Raw genomic sequence first — 17,362 nt, forward strand, 5'->3', positions numbered from 1 at the left:
CGATTTGGACAGCGTCGACTGGTCGTCCATGGGCACCGCGTACGGGCCGGCCGGTGATGTTCCGGCGTGCTTCGGGAGATGACCTCGCCCGATTCCGAGGTCAGGGAGAAGGCGTTCGGCGCCTTCTACAGCGCGGCCCACCACCAGGGGGACGTGTATCCGTGTACGGTCGCGAGCCTGCCGTTCTTGTTCGACATGGCCGATGACCCCGCGACTCCCGACCCTGCCTCGGTCGTCGAGCTGCTGCTGAGCATCGGCCGCGAAGCCCTCGACCGCGGCGAAGGCATCCGCTTCGCGCCGGACGGCACTGCGTCGACGGCCTGCGAGGACGGTGCGGCGATGATGCGTGAACGCGCGGGCGCCTTCGTCTCCTACGCGTCGGATCCGGATCCGCGCGTGCGGCAGGCAGCGATCGAGGGCCTGGGTCTTTTCCTGGACGACGCCCACCGCGCGGTCGCGATCCTGCGGGACCGGTTGCGGGCGGAGAGCGAAATGGCCGAGCGGGTGCTGGTCGTCCGGACCACGGCAAATCTTGCGCTGCGCCTGCCCGCCACACGGGACTCCGTCACGGCATGGCTCGACACCCTGGCCGACGACACGAGCGGGGACCCCGACATCCGTCTTGCGGGCCTCGTGCACCGGGCCCGCTTCGCCCCGGCGAGCATCACCGACAGCACCATTTCCACGGTGATCGATCTGCTGCGCCGGCTCACCGCCGCACCGCGCACCGGGACTGATGACAAGAGATGCCGAACCGGTTCCGGGGCGTGCGCGTGTACTGCCGACACCGGAACTGTGACAGCCCAGGACGTCCCACCGCAGATAGCCGCAGCATTCGCCGACCTCGAACGGCACAACCGCACCCACGCGCCCACCACATCCCTGCTGAGCAGCCTCCACGGGATACTGGACGAGCGTCTGCCCGAGCGCATGGCCCTGCTCGGCGAACAGTTGCGCAACCCGGATCCCGCCACCCGCTACGACGCGATCCGCATGGCCAAGGAGCTGGTCGGCTCCTTCAGAGGAGACCACGCCGGCCTCGTCATGCTCATCGCGGAGTGTCTGCTGCCTGAGGACCCGTACACCGCCGCCGCAGCGGCGGAGAGCCTGGCAGGCATGTTGCCCGTCTCGGAGCCGGCCCGCGAAGCCCTCGCCGCATATGTCATCGCACAACGCACCGCTCACGGACCCGACGTATGGGCGACGCCCCATCCTTTGCTGCGCCGCGCCCACCAGGAAGCCGTCATGGCGCTCGCGCGAATGGGAGACGTGCGAGCCCTGCCGGACCTGCTGACGGCGCTGGACACCGACAGCGACGCCTGGCGTGCCGTACAGGTCGCAGGCCATCTGCGATCCGGGGCCGCCGAGCTGGTGCCTCGGCTGACCCGGCGTCTGACCGACACCGACTTCTCGGGTGAGTGGTCCGCCATGAGCAACGGCGCCCTGATGTCCGCCCTGGCCGAACTGGGCGATTCGGCTGCCGTTCCGGCACTCACGGACGCTGTCACTGCCGCGGTCCGACACGAACAGTGGTCTACCGCCGTCTCCGCCGTGGAGGCGCTCGCGTCCTTCGGCCCTGAGGCCGCACCGGCGCTGGATGTGGTCCGCCCGCTGACCGACGCGCAGGACGTGGCTTTGCGAACAGCGGCCACCGCCGCGGTGTGGGAGTTGGAAGGGGACGCGGTCGGCGTCCTGCCACACCTGGAAGCCCTGCTCGACAGTCACCGCAGCCACGAGGCGGCCGATGTCCTCGGCCGGATCGGTCCGCCCGCCCGGTCCGCGGTGCCGCGCCTGAGGCAGATGCTGCACAGCAGCGGATACGAGTGGACCCGCATCCATGCCGCGGCGGCCCTGTGGAACATCGCAGGTGAGGCCGAAGCCGGCGTCGTCATGTCGACGCTGCTGGCTGCTTGGGAGAAGAACGGCGCGACCTCGACCCACGATCTGAGGTGTCTGAACGTGATGGGACCGGCTGCCGCACCAGCCCTGCCGCGGATCCGGGCGGAACTGGCACTGTCCCGCCGTTTCACAGGTGTCGCCGGCGACGAGGAACGGCAGCGCCTTTGCCGCGCCGTCCTGATGCGCCTCGCCTGACCCCCAGGCCTCACCGACGGTGCCTGGTGGCCGGTGAGGGACCTCTGGTCCCAGTCCGGCAGCCCGTACTCATCCCTGCGGGTGCGGGCATCGATGGGGAACGCTCCTCCGCGGTACTGAACTTGACGGTAGCTCAACACAACATGTGTGGCGCATGATTGAGGCGGCTGTGTTGCCGAGAGGGAGGTGCCCCGTCCCGATGAACCGTAAGACCAGAATGTTCTTGGCCGGTATGGCCTCCGTGAGCGGCGCTGTCGTCGGCGCGGGCCTGCTGCACAACCGCAGGCCTGATCGCCGGGAGCACCTCCGTGTCACGGTCTTCGCCGAGCCCGGTTTCATGGGGCGTAACGAGACGCTGACCTGGACCGGCGGCGAGCGCGAGGTGGTCCCGCTCACCAAGGTGCAGCTGCCGCGCATCGGCTCGATCAGGTTGGAGCGGCTGGTGTACCGATTCCAGCCCGAGGTGCGGATACCGAACCTGTACATCCTGTGGCACGCCCTGACCGAGCGCCCGGACCGCACCGACCCCGAGGGCGGCCTGGCCAGCTTCATCGCCATAAACCAGCTCGCCGGCATGTTCTCGGCGGGTCTGTGGGAGCCGGTTCCGGAGTCCAGGGCGCGGTCCAGACTGCGGCTCTGGGCCGGGCGTCCCGGCCATTTGCTCCCCGCGAACGAGGAGAGGGGCGCTTCCGGTAAGGCGGCCCCCGGCAAGGTTGCGGCCTCCAGTGGGGCGGCCGTTCCCGGCACCGAGCCCTGGCACGACGTCCTGGCGAATACGCCCGACCTCGGCTCCTGGAGCACTCGCACCCGCTACCTCGAACTCGGCTACAAGGACGCCCGCGGCCCTCGCGGCTGACCGGCCGCCATTCTCGTTCGCTGGATCCGGTTCGTGTAGGCGCCGACGGGGGATGTCGGATTGTCATGCTGCGCGGCAATCGAGGGCAGCGGTCAGGTAGTTCGTCTCTTGGCTACTGGCGGCTCCCGCCCCGCCTGCTTGCACGGCTGGAACGACGCCACCGGTGATACCACCGCCGTCGTGTGGATCGTGGCCCCGCGGGCGGTGTCACGCCCCCGAGGGAGGTGTGCAGGCGTGGTTCACCCTCCACGCGAGAACAGCGGCCCCGATGGGTAGACCTGCAATGGAGCCCAGGCTGTCTCCGAAATCTTCGCCGCTTGTCGAGATCTGCGCCCCGAGCATGCTGCCGAGCACCGATAGGCCCACGACGATGGCGAAGGCTGTGGCGATGCCCGAGCGCCAGCCTCGGGGACGCTTCCGGCACAGGTCGACTACCGGCCGGCTCGCTCCGACAACCACCACCATGGTGAGCGGCTTGAGAGCGTCGTGGAGCTGGCCGAGAAACCACGCAACGAGCACCAAAATCCCCAAGGGAACGAGATACACGAGCTGTAGTGAAGCCGTCTCGGCAGCCAGGTCCCATGGGCGGCCGCCCACCGGATCGACCGTCGTGATCTCATTGTTGTTGCTGGTCACGCCGGGAGCGTAGCTGGTGCCGCGGAGGGAATACGACCCGCCGGCAGTGACCGGCAGCCCCCCGGTCGACCACCACGGCACGGACGTCGTCCCGGCTGCGGTAAGCGGAGCGTCCGCGAGCAGGAGGCGCTGGGGGCCACGCATGGCCCCCACGGCGGCGCGGGATCCGGGTGGTGATCCCACACCCCACCGACCAGGCCGACCACCGCAAACGGCGGCGCAGCCACGGACGGCAGACCACCGGCCTTCGACCGCGAGGCCTATGGACCCCGCCGCGCTGCCCGCTGGGAACCGTCACCCACGATCCAGGGCCACGTTCCCAGGCGCCACCACGACAGGACTATGGTGACTGGGCCGCACGATCGTGTTGCGAGTTCTAAGGTACGGCCTATGTCTGATATGTCCACGCCTAAGGGGCGCCTCTGGGCGATCCTGCTCGGGCTCAACGCTGTGGTTGCTACGTCGACGATCGTGGTGTGCAGGCAGAGCAGGACACCGTGGACCGAAACCTTGGTCAGTGCGGGTGTGATTGTTCTTGCGGGCCTGATGGCCGGCCCATGGGCGATACGGCGGGCCCGGAGAAGGGTCGAGGAAGCAATACGGCAACATCGTTGATCCTGTTCCGTCGCCGCCGGGAAGGCGACGGCGGGGGGTGAGGTGATGACACGCCGTCGTCGCCGGGGCTTGAGGGTGGGGCCGGCCGACGCCGGAATCCCCCCCCGTAATGACCGCGCTCCTGCACGATCAGGGTGACACCGAGCGAGCTCGCACCTGCTGGCAGCAAGCAGCGGACCCTGGCGACTGAACGGCTGCTCCCCAAGCACCGTCGACGGGGTCGGCAGACACTGATCCGCCCCTTTTCATCCGGTGAAACGGAATCCGGCGCCTACCTGCACGAGAGCCGGACCGGCGGGGCGCTCGAGGTCGTGGGCAGCTGAGCGTGCCCCGGCCCACCGTACGTGTCCGTACCGAAAGGTACGCTCCGGCCATATCGTGCGGCAGATGGCCGTGCGGCCCGGCGGCGGGTACGAGAGCCGGGACGGCCGCGGCCGCCCCGGAGGCCGACCAGGTGGCCGTCCTGGCGGTGGCGTCCCCGGCAGCATCGTGGTCCCACCGCGGCGCACCCGCCCCGAAGGCCAGGACGTCGTGTGGCAGGTCGAGCAGGTCGGGAAGTCGCTGTACCGGCTCCGTAACACCGGCACAGCCATCGCGACAGGCGTCCGTATGGACCGCGCGCGGATGAACCGGATCGTGCGAAACGTTCCGGAGGACGCAGTCGTGCACCCCGGCGGGGCCACCGAGTTCATCATGGCCGGCGTGGCCGGCAGCCGGATCCCGGCGCAGGTCTGGGTGACCTGGGAAGGCCAGGACGAACCGGTGGCCGTGCCGGTCCCTGCCGCCTGACCTCGGAACGCGAGCAAGCGACCACGAACGGGCTTACGACAGGACGCACGACGGTGCGGGCGCCGGTGGCCGCTTGGCAGCGGCCACCGGCGCCCGGTGCGTCACGGCTTGGGCGGTGCGGTGTTGCAGTCGGGGACCCCGACGAGCCAGGCGGCTCCCTGGATGTAGATGTTGGTCATCCAGGCCTTGTAGTCGGGCAGGTAGGCCCAGGCGTCGTTGGAGTAGCCCTCGGCATCGACGCGTTCGGCGTGCTTCTGGCACTGCACGCGGATGGTGGTCGGGCCGGGGAAGGCGTAGACGCGGCCGGCGCTGAGCGAGGGCGCCTGCTTGGTCCACACTCCGCTGCCCCAGGTGCGGTGGATGTGGCCGGTCACCGTACCGGTGTTGACGCGGACGGCGCCGTAGTAGTCGCCGCCCAGGCGGACGTCGCTGACCATGAGGCGGGTGCCGGACTCCTTGGCCTCGACCATCTTGCCCGCGCCGAGGTAGATGGCGATGTGGTGCAGGTCGTCGGAACGGCCCCAGGCCAGCAGGTCGCCGGGGAGCAGCGGCGCCAGGCCCTGGGCGGCGGTGAAGCGGTTCGCCGCTCGGTGGGTGTAGTACTGCGTGCTGGCGGTGCCGTTGAGGATGTCCGAGCCGGCGGCACGGGCGTAGGCGTGGCGGACGAGGCCGGAGCAGTCGAAGCCGAGCCGCTCGGGGTCGTGCGCGCTGTCGGGGTCGGTCGGGTCGATCTGGCCGTAGGTGGCGCCGGGTTGGACGCCGTGGCCGCCGCCCCAGGTGTACCAGGTGCCGGCCGTCACCTCGGCGCAGGCGGCGGCGATGGCGGCTTCGGCGGCCGCCGAGGCCCCCGGGGCGAGGGCGCCGCACGCGGCGGCTTCCCGCCCCGAAGCGTTCGGCGGGCCGGCGGCGGCGGTCGCGACCGGCGCGGCGAGGAGAAGGGCGAGCAGGGCGATCAGTGTGTGGACGACTCTGGTCCGGTGGGCCATGCCGGGATCCCCGTTTTCTGGTGGTGTGCGGAACTGGTCGGACAGCAGCCTGTGGGCCGCGCCCTGGGCCCGTCGAGGTGCGGGGCGTCGCCCCGTTGCGGTGGGCAACGGGAAACCTTCGGGAAACCCGCGCCCACCTGGAGAGGCGGCCGTCACCCCCGGCGGGGGCAGGCGGCCGTCCGCGGCAGTTCGGACGCGGGGACACCGGGCAGCAGGGCGGCGAGCTCGCGGGCGTCCAGGCCCGCGCGCAGCCGGCAGATCGCGGCCAGCCGGGCCTGCGGGTCGAGGTCCCACAGCCGGAGGGTGCCGTCGGTGCTGCTGCTGGCGAGGGTGCGGCCGTCGGGCGCGAAGACCACGCTCCACACCGAGTTGGTGTGCCCCGTCAGCGTCGCCCACCCCCGGCGCGCGCCGACGTCCCACAGGCGCACGGTGCGGTCGGTGCCGCTGCTGGCGAGGGTGCGGCCGTCGGGGGAGAAGGCAACCCCTCGCACGGAGCCGACGTGGCCGGTCAGGGTCGCCTCGGTGCGGTGGCGGTGTACGTCCCACAGCCGGACGGTGCCGTCGTTGCCGCTGCTGGCCAGGGTGCGGCCGTCGGGCGCGAAGGTGACGCCGCGTACCGCGCCGGTGTGGCCGGTGAGGGTTGCGAGCCGGCGGTGGGTGGTGACGTTCCACAGCCGGACGGTCAGGTCGTCGCCCGCGCTGGCGAGGAGGCGTCCGTCGGGGCTGAAGGTGACGTCGTTGGCGTAGTCCTCGTGGCCGGTCAACACGGCCAGCGGGCGGCCGTCCGCGGTGTCCCAGAGCCGGACTGTGCGGTCGCTGCCGGCGGAGGCGAGGATGCGGCCGTCGGGCGCGAAGGCGACGGCGAAGACCTGCCCGGTGTGGCCCGGCAGGGTGTCCAGCAGTCGGTGCCCGGCCACGTCCCACAGCCGGACGGTGCCGTCGGAGCCGGCGGAGGCGAGGGTGCGGCCGTCGGGCGCGAAGGCCACCGAGAAGACCGTCTCGGTGTGGCCGCGCAAGGTCGCCGCCAGCCGGCGCCGGCCCGCGTCCCACAGCCGCACGGTGTGGTCGGTGTCGGCGGTGGCCAGCAGGCTGCCGTCGGGGCTGTACTGGGCCTGCCACACCTCGGTGAACGGGCGGGCCGTGAGCGCCCGGCCGGCGAGGTTCCACAGCACCACGGACTGGTCGAAGCCGGCCGTGGCGAGCAGGGCGCCGTCGGAGGTGACGGCGACGCCGAGCGCGTAGTCGGTGTGGCCTGCGAGCACGCCCGTCTGGCGCCCGCTGTACACGTCCCACAGTCGCGTCGTCCCGTCGCCGACCGCGCCGGCGACCGTGGCGCCGTCGGGTGTCCAGGTGACGGCGTTGATGTCGTCGCTGCTGCCGGACAGCGTCGCGGTGAGGCGGCCGGTGCGCACGTCCCACAGCCGCACCGTCCGGTCGATGCCGCCGGACACCACGGCGCGGCCGTCGGGGGAGAACGCCACGCCCAGCACCCCGTCGGTGTGGCCCCGCAGCACGTCGAGGGAGCGGGCGCGGCGCAGGTCCCACAGGCGTACGGTGCGGTCGGTGCCGGCGGAGGCGAGGGTGCGGCCGTCGGGGGCGTAGGACAGCGCGTGCACGGTACCCCGGTGACCGGGCAGCGAGGCGGTGACGCGGTGCGCGCCCGTGCTCCGGCGCACCTCGATCGTGCCGCCCGAGGTGGCGACGGCCACCTCCCGCCCGTGCGGGGCGAACGCCACCGCGCGGGCGGCCCGCGTGGCTGCCGGGAGGGTCGCCGTCATGCGGCGGCGGGTGACGTCCCAGAGCTGGACGGGTCCGCTCGTCGACGTCGCCGCGAGGGTGCGGCCGTCGGGGCTGAAGGCGAGGGACCGCACCGGCCCGCGCACCGGCAGTACGGCGACGGTGCGGTGTCCGGGGACGCTGCGCAGGATCACCGTGCCGTCCGTGCTCCCCGTCGCGAGCAGCTTGTCGCCCGGGGCGAAGGCCACCGTGTTGACGGGGCCGCGGTGTTCGTCGAGCCGCGCGGCGAACGGCTGGGACTGGGTGCTCAGCAGGGCGCCGCGCGCCTCGGGGGTGTCGTGGGTGCGGAAGGCCTGCTCGGCCAGCAGCATCGACGCCTCGGGGCGGCCGCCGGCGAGGGAGGCCGAGCGAACGGCGAGGGCCTGGGAGTGCGCGACGCGTTCCTGGCTGCGGGCGCTCTCGCGCTGCTGGTAGGCGAGGCCTCCGGCGGTGACCGCGAGCCCGAGCAGGACGGCGAGGGTGGCCAGCAGGTATTGCCGCAGCCGGGCCTGGCGTCCGAGCTGCCGGCGGTGGCCGTCCTCGGCGGCCTGGCTCGCCCGCAGGAACTCCGCCTCGCCCGGATTCAGGCGGCTCCATCCGTCGGATTCGTCGGCCCAGGTGCGTACGACGTCCAGCCGGGTCCCGCGGTACAGCGCGGAGGGGTCGCGGCCCTCGCTCTCCCATGCGGCGGCGGCGTGGGCCAGTTGCTGGTGCAGCAGCAGTCCGGCGCGGTCGGCGTGGATCCAGTCGCGCAGCCGCGGCCATGCCCGCAGCAGCGCTTCGTGCGTGATCTCGACGGTGTCGCGGTCCAGGGTGATCAGCCGGGCCCGTACGAACGCGTCGAGCGCGGCGGCGGCCCCCTCCGCATCCGTGAACTGCCCCATCAGCGCGACCCTGTTCACGCGCCGGCGGGTGACGCCGCTGCCGTCGGTGACGAACACCAGGCGGGACAGGATGCGGCGGATGGTGCGCTGTTCCGCCGGGTACAGCCGGGCGAACACCGTCTCCGCCGTCCGCGCGATCGCGCCCTGGATCCCTCCGGCCCGCTCGTACCCGGCGACGGTCAGTTCGGCGCCCTCGCGTTGCTGCCAGGTGGCCAGCAGGGCGTGCGAGAGCAGGGGCAGCGCGCCGGAGGCGGTCTCGTCGCCGTTGCCGTTGCCGCGGGTGGTGCCCGGTTCGACGTGCAGCCCGGCGTCGCGCAGCAGCAGGGGGAGCAGTCCCGGTTGCAGGGTGAGTCCGGCGAGTTCCGCGGGGCGGGTGATCGAGGCGCGCAGTTCCACCTCGGACATCGGGCGCAGGACGAACAGCCCGTCGGTGAACACGGGTGCGAGCTCCGGCAGGTCGAGGCAGTTGCCGACGAAGTCGGCGCGGACCCCGAGGACCACGATGCCGGGGGTGTGCGGGTCCGCGGTCGGCGGTGGGCCGGACAGGGCGGCCAGCACACGGACGAAGGCGCGTCGTTCGTCCTCGTCGGCGCAGGCGGTGAAGAGTTCCTCGAACTGGTCGACGATCACCACCGGACGCGACGGCGGCGGGCGCCGCTCCCCGGGCGTGGCCGGTGGCCCGCCCGGGCGGGCCTGGATGGCCGCCGGCAGCGCGGCGGGCTCGCGCCGGAGCTGCTCGGCGGTGACACCGAGGTCCTCGCCCAGGGCCTTGGAGGTACGCTCCAGCAGTTCCTCGAGCGGCCGCGCGATCGGGGTGAGGGTCACCACCGGCCATTGGTCGGCCCCCGGCATCGGGAAGTCACCGCGCCGCAGCGCCGGGACGAGACCGGCGTGCAGCAGGGACGACTTCCCCGCGCCGGACGGCGCGACGAGCATCAGCGGCCCGCTGCCGAGCCGTTCGAAGATCCGCTCGATCAGCACGGCGGTCGCCCGCTCCCGGCCGAAGAACCACGCCGAGTCCTGCGGACCGAACGCCGACAGCCCCCGGTAGGGACACGCCCCCTGGGACTGCGCGCCGGTGCCGTCCGCGTCCTCGCGCGGCCCCGGCGGCCGTTGCGGCGCGCGCTCGACGAGCTCGAGCAACTTCCCTTCGGCGCCGAGTACCTGGTCGCAGAGCCGGGCGACGTCGACGGTCGCCCGCTTCGCACCGGTCTCGATCTTGCTCAGGTAGCCCTTGCTGTAGTGGGTCCTGCGGGCCAGGTCGGCGAGCGACAGGCCGCGTTCCTGGCGGAGTCGTCGTAATCGCTCGGGGAACGAGTGCGTGGTCGGCGCATCCGGTTTCCCCGCGTCGTGGTGGTCTGCTTCGGTCGCGTGGTGTGGGTCGACCACGTTGTCCCCCCGGGCGGTACGGCCGTGCAACGGCGCACGTCAAGGCTACTGGGGGGACGGCTGGGACATCCCGGCGTTCGTGCGCTGTGGCGCAAAGACGCACGTCCGGAGCCGGGTCGACGGCTCCGGACGTGCGTCGCTGCGGTGCCCGGGCGGGGCGTGTCCCCAGGTGAGGGCGGTGGCCCGCGGGCAGTCGGCCGGCCGGGCGGATCAGGTCAGGGTGGCCCCACAGCCGCCGTTGACCCACTGGTGCGACCGGATGTTGTTGTCCACGACGTTGCCGTCGGTGAAGTAGTTGTCCGACAGGTTGTCGGCGTACAGCTCGCCGGGGTACAGGCAGGTGTGGCCGAGCTGGTGGTCCTGCCAGTAGAAGAACTTCACGATGGACAGGTTGCCCGTGAAGCCCCGGTTCATCACTGAGGACGCCCGGTCGTTCGCGGCACCCCAGTTGGAGCTGTCGCCGGAGGCGACCATGATCGGGCTGCCGTTGCAGTCGTAGCCGTCCCAGGCGTACATGTTGCCGTTGCGCGCCCCCCACTTGCTGTCGCACACGGCGCCGGCGACGCTGCTCTCAGCGGCCTGCGAGGTGGCGGCCGGGACGGCCACGCCCAGGGCGGTGAGCCCGATGAGCGCTGCGGAGACGGTGAGCTTGCGCATGGTGGTTTCCCTCGTTTCTCGATGGTGCCCGGTGGTGGTGCGCCGGCGGGGCGGGGCGTCGGGTGCCCGTGGTGTGCCCGCGCCGGTGGACGGGGCGCTTCCGTGCGCGCGATGGTCAGTCGCGCTCCGGAACGATGCGCACCGCCCGGTCGTAGGCCTGCCGGCCGAGACGGCGGTAGGTGTCGATGTCCTGGACGTACCGGTCGGGCAGGCGGTCCAGGTAGTGCTTCTCCCGGGCCGTGGCCACGGCCCGCAGGGAGGTGCGGCGCGCGCAGTCGGCGTCCGCGACGGCGGTCCTGCGCTCGTCGGCGAAGGCCTCGTCGGCGCGTGCCGCGCCCAGCCGCACGGCCGACGCCCGCACGCCGTCCTGGGCGGCCCGGGGGTCGGGGTAGGGTTCGCCCGCCTCACGCATGCACGCTGACCACGCCCGGACGGCCGCGGTGAGCTGCGGGTCCTTCATCAGCTGCCCGGCGTAGAGGGCGTTGGCGCTCAGCGCGATCTTGCTGGTGCGGAACCACTCGGCGGGATCGCCGTAGAGCGTGCGCTCGGCCTCCTCGGTGCAGCCGCCGATGCGCTTGCGGATCTCGCCGCCGTTCGGCATGGGGGCGGTGAGCAAGCGGGCGCCGTCGCCGCCGTCCAGGGCCTCGTCGAACAGGGCTTGGCGCGTGGCGGGCAGTTCCTGGCGGTAGGTCCCGTTGACGTTGCGCTCGTGCAGCCTCGTGCTCTTCGCCTCGATGCGGCTGCCGTAGCCGTAGGTCCGCGCCCACGCCGGGTCGTCCTGGACGAAGCGCACGGGCCGGTTCTCCTGGAGCGTCAACTCGCGCTCCTCCTGGTAGGTGAAGCCCTGGCGCTCCATGCACCGGCTGGTCAGTCGCTGGAGGGCGTCGTTGACGCGGAGCTCCTGCCGCCAGGTCAGCGCCGGTGTGCGCACGCCGGTGTCCTGGCGGGTCCGTCCGCCGGCGTCGCCGGATTCGTCACCGCCGTCACCGCAGCCGGTCACCACGGCGGTGGCGAGTGCGGTCACCGCACACAACGACATGAGCGCTCGTCTCATGGACCCCGATTCCCCCCTGCCGCCTCTTGGCCCTGGATCCCCGGTGCCGCCCGGTCCCCCGTGCGGCACCGGAGAGGGCGCCCCCTTCGGTTGCCGCCGGCCACGGTCGTGCCGTGTGCCGACGGGACACAGACTTGTGGCGCCGCCCGGCCGGGGTCGACGGGTTTCCCGTTGCCCACCGGCTGCCGGACCGGGAAACCGTGGGCGAGGTGGGGGAACGCGGCGGGGGAGTCAACGTCGGCCGAGCAGCCCGGCGGGGGGGTGCCGACGTCCGCTCAGGTGCCTCCCGCTGCGACCACCGGGCGGTGCCTCGAGCGCGCGGACCACGGTTCCCGCGCACTGCGCTCGTAGGGCCTCCGGTGCGGATCGAGGGCACTGCAAGAGGAACTGCACCTCTACGTGTCAAACGGGGGCGATCAAAGCCTGCAGGATTGCGTCCCGCCTGGTGGTGCAGCCAGGCGAGACGCCCGCGGGCCAGGGCCATCAAGGGCGTCGGCTCCCGCACGGCCGCCTGGTGATAGCCCTAGAGATCGTGGAGTCCGCCCAGTACCGGTGGCTCGCGGTGAACACACCGCCCCACCTATTCCGGCCGGCGCCCGCTTCGAACCTCGACAACTTGTCGAACGTCCCGAAGGTCGCGTCGTCCGACAGCTGGAGCCTCGCTCCTGCCGCCAGCTCCGCGTCAATGTCAGTGCCATCTGGGATAGTTCCCGGCATGTCCTATCCCACGACGTATCCGGCTGCGGCTGCCGATCAGCACGTTACCGACCTCGCCGGACGGCCATGCCCGCGTCTGACCGGTCCCATTGACCTCGCACGCCGGTTGGCCGAGCTGGACGAGCATTACATCCGCACCCAGTTCGTCGAACTCGACGAACTGGCCGCCTCTCGAGAGGGCGGCGCGGAAACCGCGCGGAAGCTGATAGCCGATGGTCGGCTGCCCCAACCCGCCTACCGGCTGGACGACGGTACTGACATGGTCGCCGTAGACTTCTTCGCTCCGGTCGATGCCGCAGGCGGAGCCGAGGCGCTGCCGGAGTGGTTCCGCGACCGGTACCTGCAGGCCGCGCGCCAACTGGGCCTATCCGACGGCCCTGCGGAGGCAGACGAGCAGTGGACCACATACCTCTCCGGCGGCTACGGGGTTTGCCTGCTGCAGGCCACGCCGGAGTCGATCGCCGAAAAGGCTCTGTACATCACCACGATCGATCGTCTTCTCGTCAGCCCCCAGCCGGACGACGCGTCCTGGTCCGAGCAGCTTCGTTCCGCGGTGGACGCGCTGGCCGCCATCGAGCGGCCCGGCTCGCCCTTGGATCCTCCGCGCTGGGGCGGCCCGATGTCACCGCAGTGGTACGGCGCCTACCTGCGTGCGTACTTCCCGCAGGCCTTCACGGTTCGCACCGGAATGACAAGCTGACCCAGTGCTGGCTCCGCGGCCTCCCAGACAGAGCGAACAGGGGTGATCGACACGTCTTGACGCCGGCCGGCTTTTCACCGCTCGAGCCGCGGGCGTCGCCAGCGTCGTCACCGCAGCCGGTTCCCGCTGCGGTGCCGAGCGCGCTCACCTCGCACAACGACATGAGCGCACGTCTCATTTCCCGTTGCTCACCGGTTGCCGAACCGGGAAACCGGGCGAGGTGGGGGAACGCGGCGGGGGAGCCGACGTCAGCCGAGCAGCCCGGGGGAGGGAATGCCGACGTCCGCTCGCGCGTCTCCCGCCGCGGCCACCGAGCGGTGCCTCGAGGAACCGCGTGACTGGAGTGCGACGGTCGAGCGGTTGGCCGCCGACCTCGGAGTCCGCCCGATGAGGCTGTGGAAACGGATGCGCCGGGCGGGTGTTGACGACGGCGCGGGGCCCGGGCGCTGCGGTCGACGTCTTCCGCGACTGGGCGGTGCGGCTGCTCCACTTGGCATCGACCGTACGTTCGGCGACCCAACGGTCGGGATGCGACAGCGATTGTGAAGGTGATGGGAAGAACCGACAAGAGGGTCTGGATCTCCCCAAGTCCCCCTTCTCCTGACGTCGCGGCTGCCATCATGTGCCGATGGACCGGCGGACCGCACGCTTCCGCCGGCGGGGGCATGGGGAGACATGGTGGCCGACGAGCCTTCAGCCGCGTTGGATGTCGGCGCGTTACTGACGTCGGAGCTGTCGGTCACCGACCGGACAGCGGCCCGGCGCGTGCGGCATGCCCTGCTCTCACCTGAGCAGCCCGCCCTCGCCTACCTGCGGGAACGCGTCGCCGCCGAGGACACTGACGTCCTGCGTACCCTCCGGGACGGGGATACGGACGTCCACCGGCTGCTGGCCAGCCGCCGCTGCGACCAGCGTCCGGGCCCTGGCGGGTCACGGCCCGTACCGCGCGGACGAACCGGCCGCCGCCCAGGCCCTGCGGGCCTCCGCCGCCATGGCACTCGCTCTGGTCGGCGACGCGGAGGAGGCGACGGGTCAGTTACGGACCGGGATGCTGTGGCTGCGGCACTGCCAGGCGCACCTTCTGCTCGACGGGCTGGAGACGGCGAGTTTGCTGGAGCGGGCGGCACCCGGACACGCGGCACGGATCAGACGGCTGACGGCGGGACTCGGCGAGGACGAGCGGGACCTCGCCCTGCCGGTCCTGCTGTGGCTGCTGACTCTGGACGGGGCGCTGCCCGAGCCGCTGAAGGCCACCGAGGCAGGCGTGTTGTTCGACGCCGGGCGGGGCGGAGCGCGCGGGATCCTCACGGTCGCCGTGCTGCCCGGGGGGCCGCCCGCGCTGGTGCCCGACCCCCGGACGATGTCCGGCTTCCGTGCCGACGCGCGGTTCCAGCAGTCCCTCCGGGACGCCTGGACGGCGGCCGGGCACGAGGCGACCGGGACCGTGATGTGGTCCCTCACCGGCGCGGACGGGGTCGTGGGGATGGTGGCCGACCGGTCGCTGGGCTGTGCCTTCGGCGTGCTCATCGGCGAGGCGGGGCGCCGGTCGGGTAACCGGTCCGGCAACCGGTCCGGCAACCGGTCCGGCAACCGGTCCGGCCCACCTTCCTCCAGGAGCCTCAGGGAACGGCTCTCCTTGCCGGCGTTGCGCCGTCTCAACTCCCGTACGGCGCTGGTCGGCGGGCTCGACGGGACTTCGGCGGGCCGACTCGTCAGCGTGGGCGGCTACGCGAGCAAGCTGAAGGCGGCGGACAACGGACAGAACGTGATCGTCCCGAAGACCGACGAGTACGAGGCACGCCAGGCGTGGCACGGCGACAGGTCCGCGAACCTGCTGGTCGCCTCCACCGTCACCGAGGCCGCCCGCCTGGCCCGGACCTGGGACGGGCCGGCGCTCGCCCGCTGGGCCAAGGTGACCGGGCCCGCGCTCCTGGTCGTCCTCGCGCTGGTCACGGGCTTGGCGGTCTTCCTGGCCAAGGCGGGCGAGCAGGAGGCGGACAAGGCGCTCGCGGCGGACCTCGCCGCGGAGGCCCTGTCACTCCGGCAGACCGACCCCCGTCTCGCGGGCCTGCTCGGCCTCGCCGGAAGCCGTATCGCACCGGACACCCCGCGGGCCGTCCAGGCGATGCGCGACGTGCTGGACACCAACTCCGGCGTACGGCTGTCCTGGCAGGCCAGCTCCACCCGGGTGGACAGCGTCGCCGTGGACGACAAACGCGACCGCGTCTACACCACGGGCAACGACTCGGGCGTCAAGTCCTGGGACCTGCGCACGGGGAAGCTCCTGGGGAAGGCGCCCGGCGAGGTGGGCGGCCTGGTGCTCAACGACGTGAGCGGGTTGCTCGCCGCCCGCGGCTCCTCGGTCGTCACCTTGTACGAGGTGCTGGACGACAAGCCCGTCCTGCGGGGCACCTTGCCGGTGCCGACCTGTGCACGGGCGGAGAGCCGGACCGCGGCGATCGCCTTCACCGACCGGGGAGTGCGGCTCGTCGAAGTGCGGGACGACGGCACGATGGCCCAGTACGACACCACCACCCGCCAGCAGACCGACTGCCGGCGGCTCGGCTCGATGAGTGTCCCGGGGCTGCCCGGTGGCCTGCGCGTGGTGGTGGACGCCTCGGTGGCCACCAGCCCCAATCCGCGCGCCGACCGGGAGCCCGCCGAGGAGCGGGTGGTCTTGCTCCTGACGAACAACCGCGTGGTTTCCGTCGGCCTCGACAGTCACAAGGTGGCGGTGGAGATCGATCAGGAGGACGTCCAGGACACGCCGACGCACATAGGGGCGACCGACGAGCTGATCGTCCTCGCCAGCCCAAAGGGCGTTCAGGCATGGGACCGGGCCCGGCGCCGTCAGCTCACCTTCGCGGTGGGCAATCTGCCCACGGCCCCCCGCGCCATGGTCGAGCACAGCGGCAGCGTGGCGATCGCCGGCGACGCGGGCACCGCTCTCGTACCGGTCGGCGCCGGGGACGACGCCGCCGCGAGCCGGGGCCTCGACGAGCCCCGCGGAGGTGCGGCGACCGCCGTGGCCGTGGGGGCTGATTTCACGGTGGTCTCCGCGGGGCTCGGGGGGCGCGTCAACGTCCTTGACGAGCAGCCGGGACCGCTGGGCCGCAGCACGGCGGAGCAGACCAGCGCCGCCGCCTTCGGTACGGACGGACGGCTGCTCCTCTCCTCGTTCTCGGACCTCGTGCACGCCGCCGAGGGGCTGTACACGGTGCGTCCGGAAACCGGGGAGAACCCCTCCCTCTCCGCCCGGACGGACTGGCCGCACGAGACCACGTACCGCTCCGCCACGTTCTTCGTCAACGACGTCGCGATGAGCGCGGAGTACGTGGCCGGAGCCGGACAGTTCAACGGGCGGGGCACGATCGCCGTGTGGCGGCGGAACGGCACCTGGCTGCGGGACCTGCGGCCCTCCGGCGTCGACGAGACGGACCGTCCCAGCGCCGAGCGGATCGTCACCGACGTCGCGCTCGTGCCCGAGGCCCACCTGTTGATCGCCCGGCACGTCACCGGCCCCGTGACGGTGTGGTCCACCCGGACCTGGAAGGAGCTGGACACCGTTCGCCTCGCCGACGGCATCGACCTGCGGGTGCACGGGACCCGTGCGGTCGTCCTGGAACAGCCGGGCGAGGACGACGCGCGGCTCGTCGCCATCGACCTGAGCACGCCGCGGGACGCCACCACCCGGACGGTGAGGACGCCGGGCGCGTACCGGCTGGACTGGAGCCAGGACGGCTCCCGTCTCGCCCTCCTCGTCGACGGCGACAGCGTCCGCTACCTGGACGCGGAGCTGCGGGACACCGGGTCCCCGCTGCGCGTGCCCGACGTCGGCACCGGGGCGAGCTCGGTGGCCCTGTCACCCGACGGGAGCCGGACCGCCGTCGGCTTCGCCGACCGGGTCCTCGTCCACAACACCGCGACGGGACTGCTGTCGATGCCCGCCCTGCACCGGAGCGGTGCCGGGGACATCATCCACCTGTACTGGTCGCCGGACGACCGCATGCTGGTCGGTGTCACCCGTTCGTTCCGTACCGACAACGCCGCCGGGCCGCTGAACCTCTGGAAGGTGGGCGGCATCGACTGGCAACGGAGCATCTGCCGATGGACCGGCGGAAAGGGGCTCTCCCGCGAGGAGTGGGCCAAGCACGTAGGCGACCGCCATCCGTACATCGACCTGTGCGCCGAGGAGAAGTGACTGACGCA

General features: G+C 72.2%; 10 protein-coding genes. 5 read left to right on the forward strand and 5 right to left on the reverse strand.

Annotated features, from left to right (window positions below; genetic code table 11):
* Positions 1 to 78: 78 nt before the first annotated feature.
* Entirely contained in the window at positions 79 to 2,094 is a 2,016-nt protein-coding gene (locus ACZ7MY_RS27900; RefSeq protein WP_499605913.1) for a HEAT repeat domain-containing protein, read from the forward strand.
* Positions 2,095 to 2,326: 232 nt separating this feature from the next.
* Positions 2,327 to 2,950: a hypothetical protein gene (locus ACZ7MY_RS27905; protein ID WP_499605915.1), complete on the forward strand. Its 624-nt coding sequence runs from the start codon at positions 2,327 to 2,329 to the stop codon at positions 2,948 to 2,950.
* 207 nt (positions 2,951 to 3,157) lie between these two features.
* Here ACZ7MY_RS27905 and ACZ7MY_RS27910 read toward each other — a convergent pair whose 3' ends face one another.
* The gene (locus tag ACZ7MY_RS27910; protein ID WP_499605917.1) at positions 3,158 to 3,586 is read right to left on the reverse strand and encodes a hypothetical protein; all 429 of its coding nucleotides are present in this window, start codon (positions 3,584 to 3,586) and stop codon (positions 3,158 to 3,160) included.
* 1,146 nt (positions 3,587 to 4,732) lie between these two features.
* On the opposite strand from ACZ7MY_RS27910, the gene ACZ7MY_RS27915 reads away from it, so the two are divergent.
* On the forward strand, positions 4,733 to 4,990 hold the full coding sequence (locus tag ACZ7MY_RS27915; protein WP_499605919.1) for a hypothetical protein: 258 nt from the start codon (positions 4,733 to 4,735) through the stop codon (positions 4,988 to 4,990).
* A gap of 101 nt (positions 4,991 to 5,091) precedes the next feature.
* Here ACZ7MY_RS27915 and ACZ7MY_RS27920 read toward each other — a convergent pair whose 3' ends face one another.
* The 4 genes from ACZ7MY_RS27920 to ACZ7MY_RS27935 form a co-directional block, all read right to left on the reverse strand.
* Positions 5,092 to 5,976, reverse strand: a complete 885-nt coding sequence (locus tag ACZ7MY_RS27920; RefSeq protein ID WP_499605922.1) for a C40 family peptidase — start codon at positions 5,974 to 5,976, stop codon at positions 5,092 to 5,094.
* A gap of 152 nt (positions 5,977 to 6,128) precedes the next feature.
* Entirely contained in the window at positions 6,129 to 10,025 is a 3,897-nt protein-coding gene (locus ACZ7MY_RS27925; protein WP_499605924.1) for an nSTAND1 domain-containing NTPase, read from the reverse strand.
* Positions 10,026 to 10,235: 210 nt separating this feature from the next.
* Positions 10,236 to 10,682, reverse strand: coding sequence for a hypothetical protein (locus ACZ7MY_RS27930; protein ID WP_499605926.1), 447 nt, complete (start codon positions 10,680 to 10,682; stop codon positions 10,236 to 10,238).
* A gap of 115 nt (positions 10,683 to 10,797) precedes the next feature.
* On the reverse strand, positions 10,798 to 11,736 hold the full coding sequence (locus ACZ7MY_RS27935; protein ID WP_499605928.1) for a hypothetical protein: 939 nt from the start codon (positions 11,734 to 11,736) through the stop codon (positions 10,798 to 10,800).
* Between the two features lie 715 nt (positions 11,737 to 12,451).
* On the opposite strand from ACZ7MY_RS27935, the gene ACZ7MY_RS27940 reads away from it, so the two are divergent.
* Together ACZ7MY_RS27940 and ACZ7MY_RS27945 are read left to right on the forward strand one after the other, a co-directional pair.
* Positions 12,452 to 13,153 carry a DUF6058 family natural product biosynthesis protein gene (locus ACZ7MY_RS27940; protein ID WP_499605929.1) on the forward strand — a complete coding sequence of 234 codons (702 nt, stop codon included), beginning with the start codon at positions 12,452 to 12,454 and terminating at the stop codon, positions 13,151 to 13,153.
* A gap of 991 nt (positions 13,154 to 14,144) precedes the next feature.
* Positions 14,145 to 17,354 carry a hypothetical protein gene (locus ACZ7MY_RS27945; RefSeq protein ID WP_499605931.1) on the forward strand — a complete coding sequence of 1,070 codons (3,210 nt, stop codon included), beginning with the start codon at positions 14,145 to 14,147 and terminating at the stop codon, positions 17,352 to 17,354.
* The last annotated feature ends 8 nt before the right edge of the window (positions 17,355 to 17,362 follow it).

The organism is Streptomyces sp. NPDC111520, assembly GCF_055635295.1.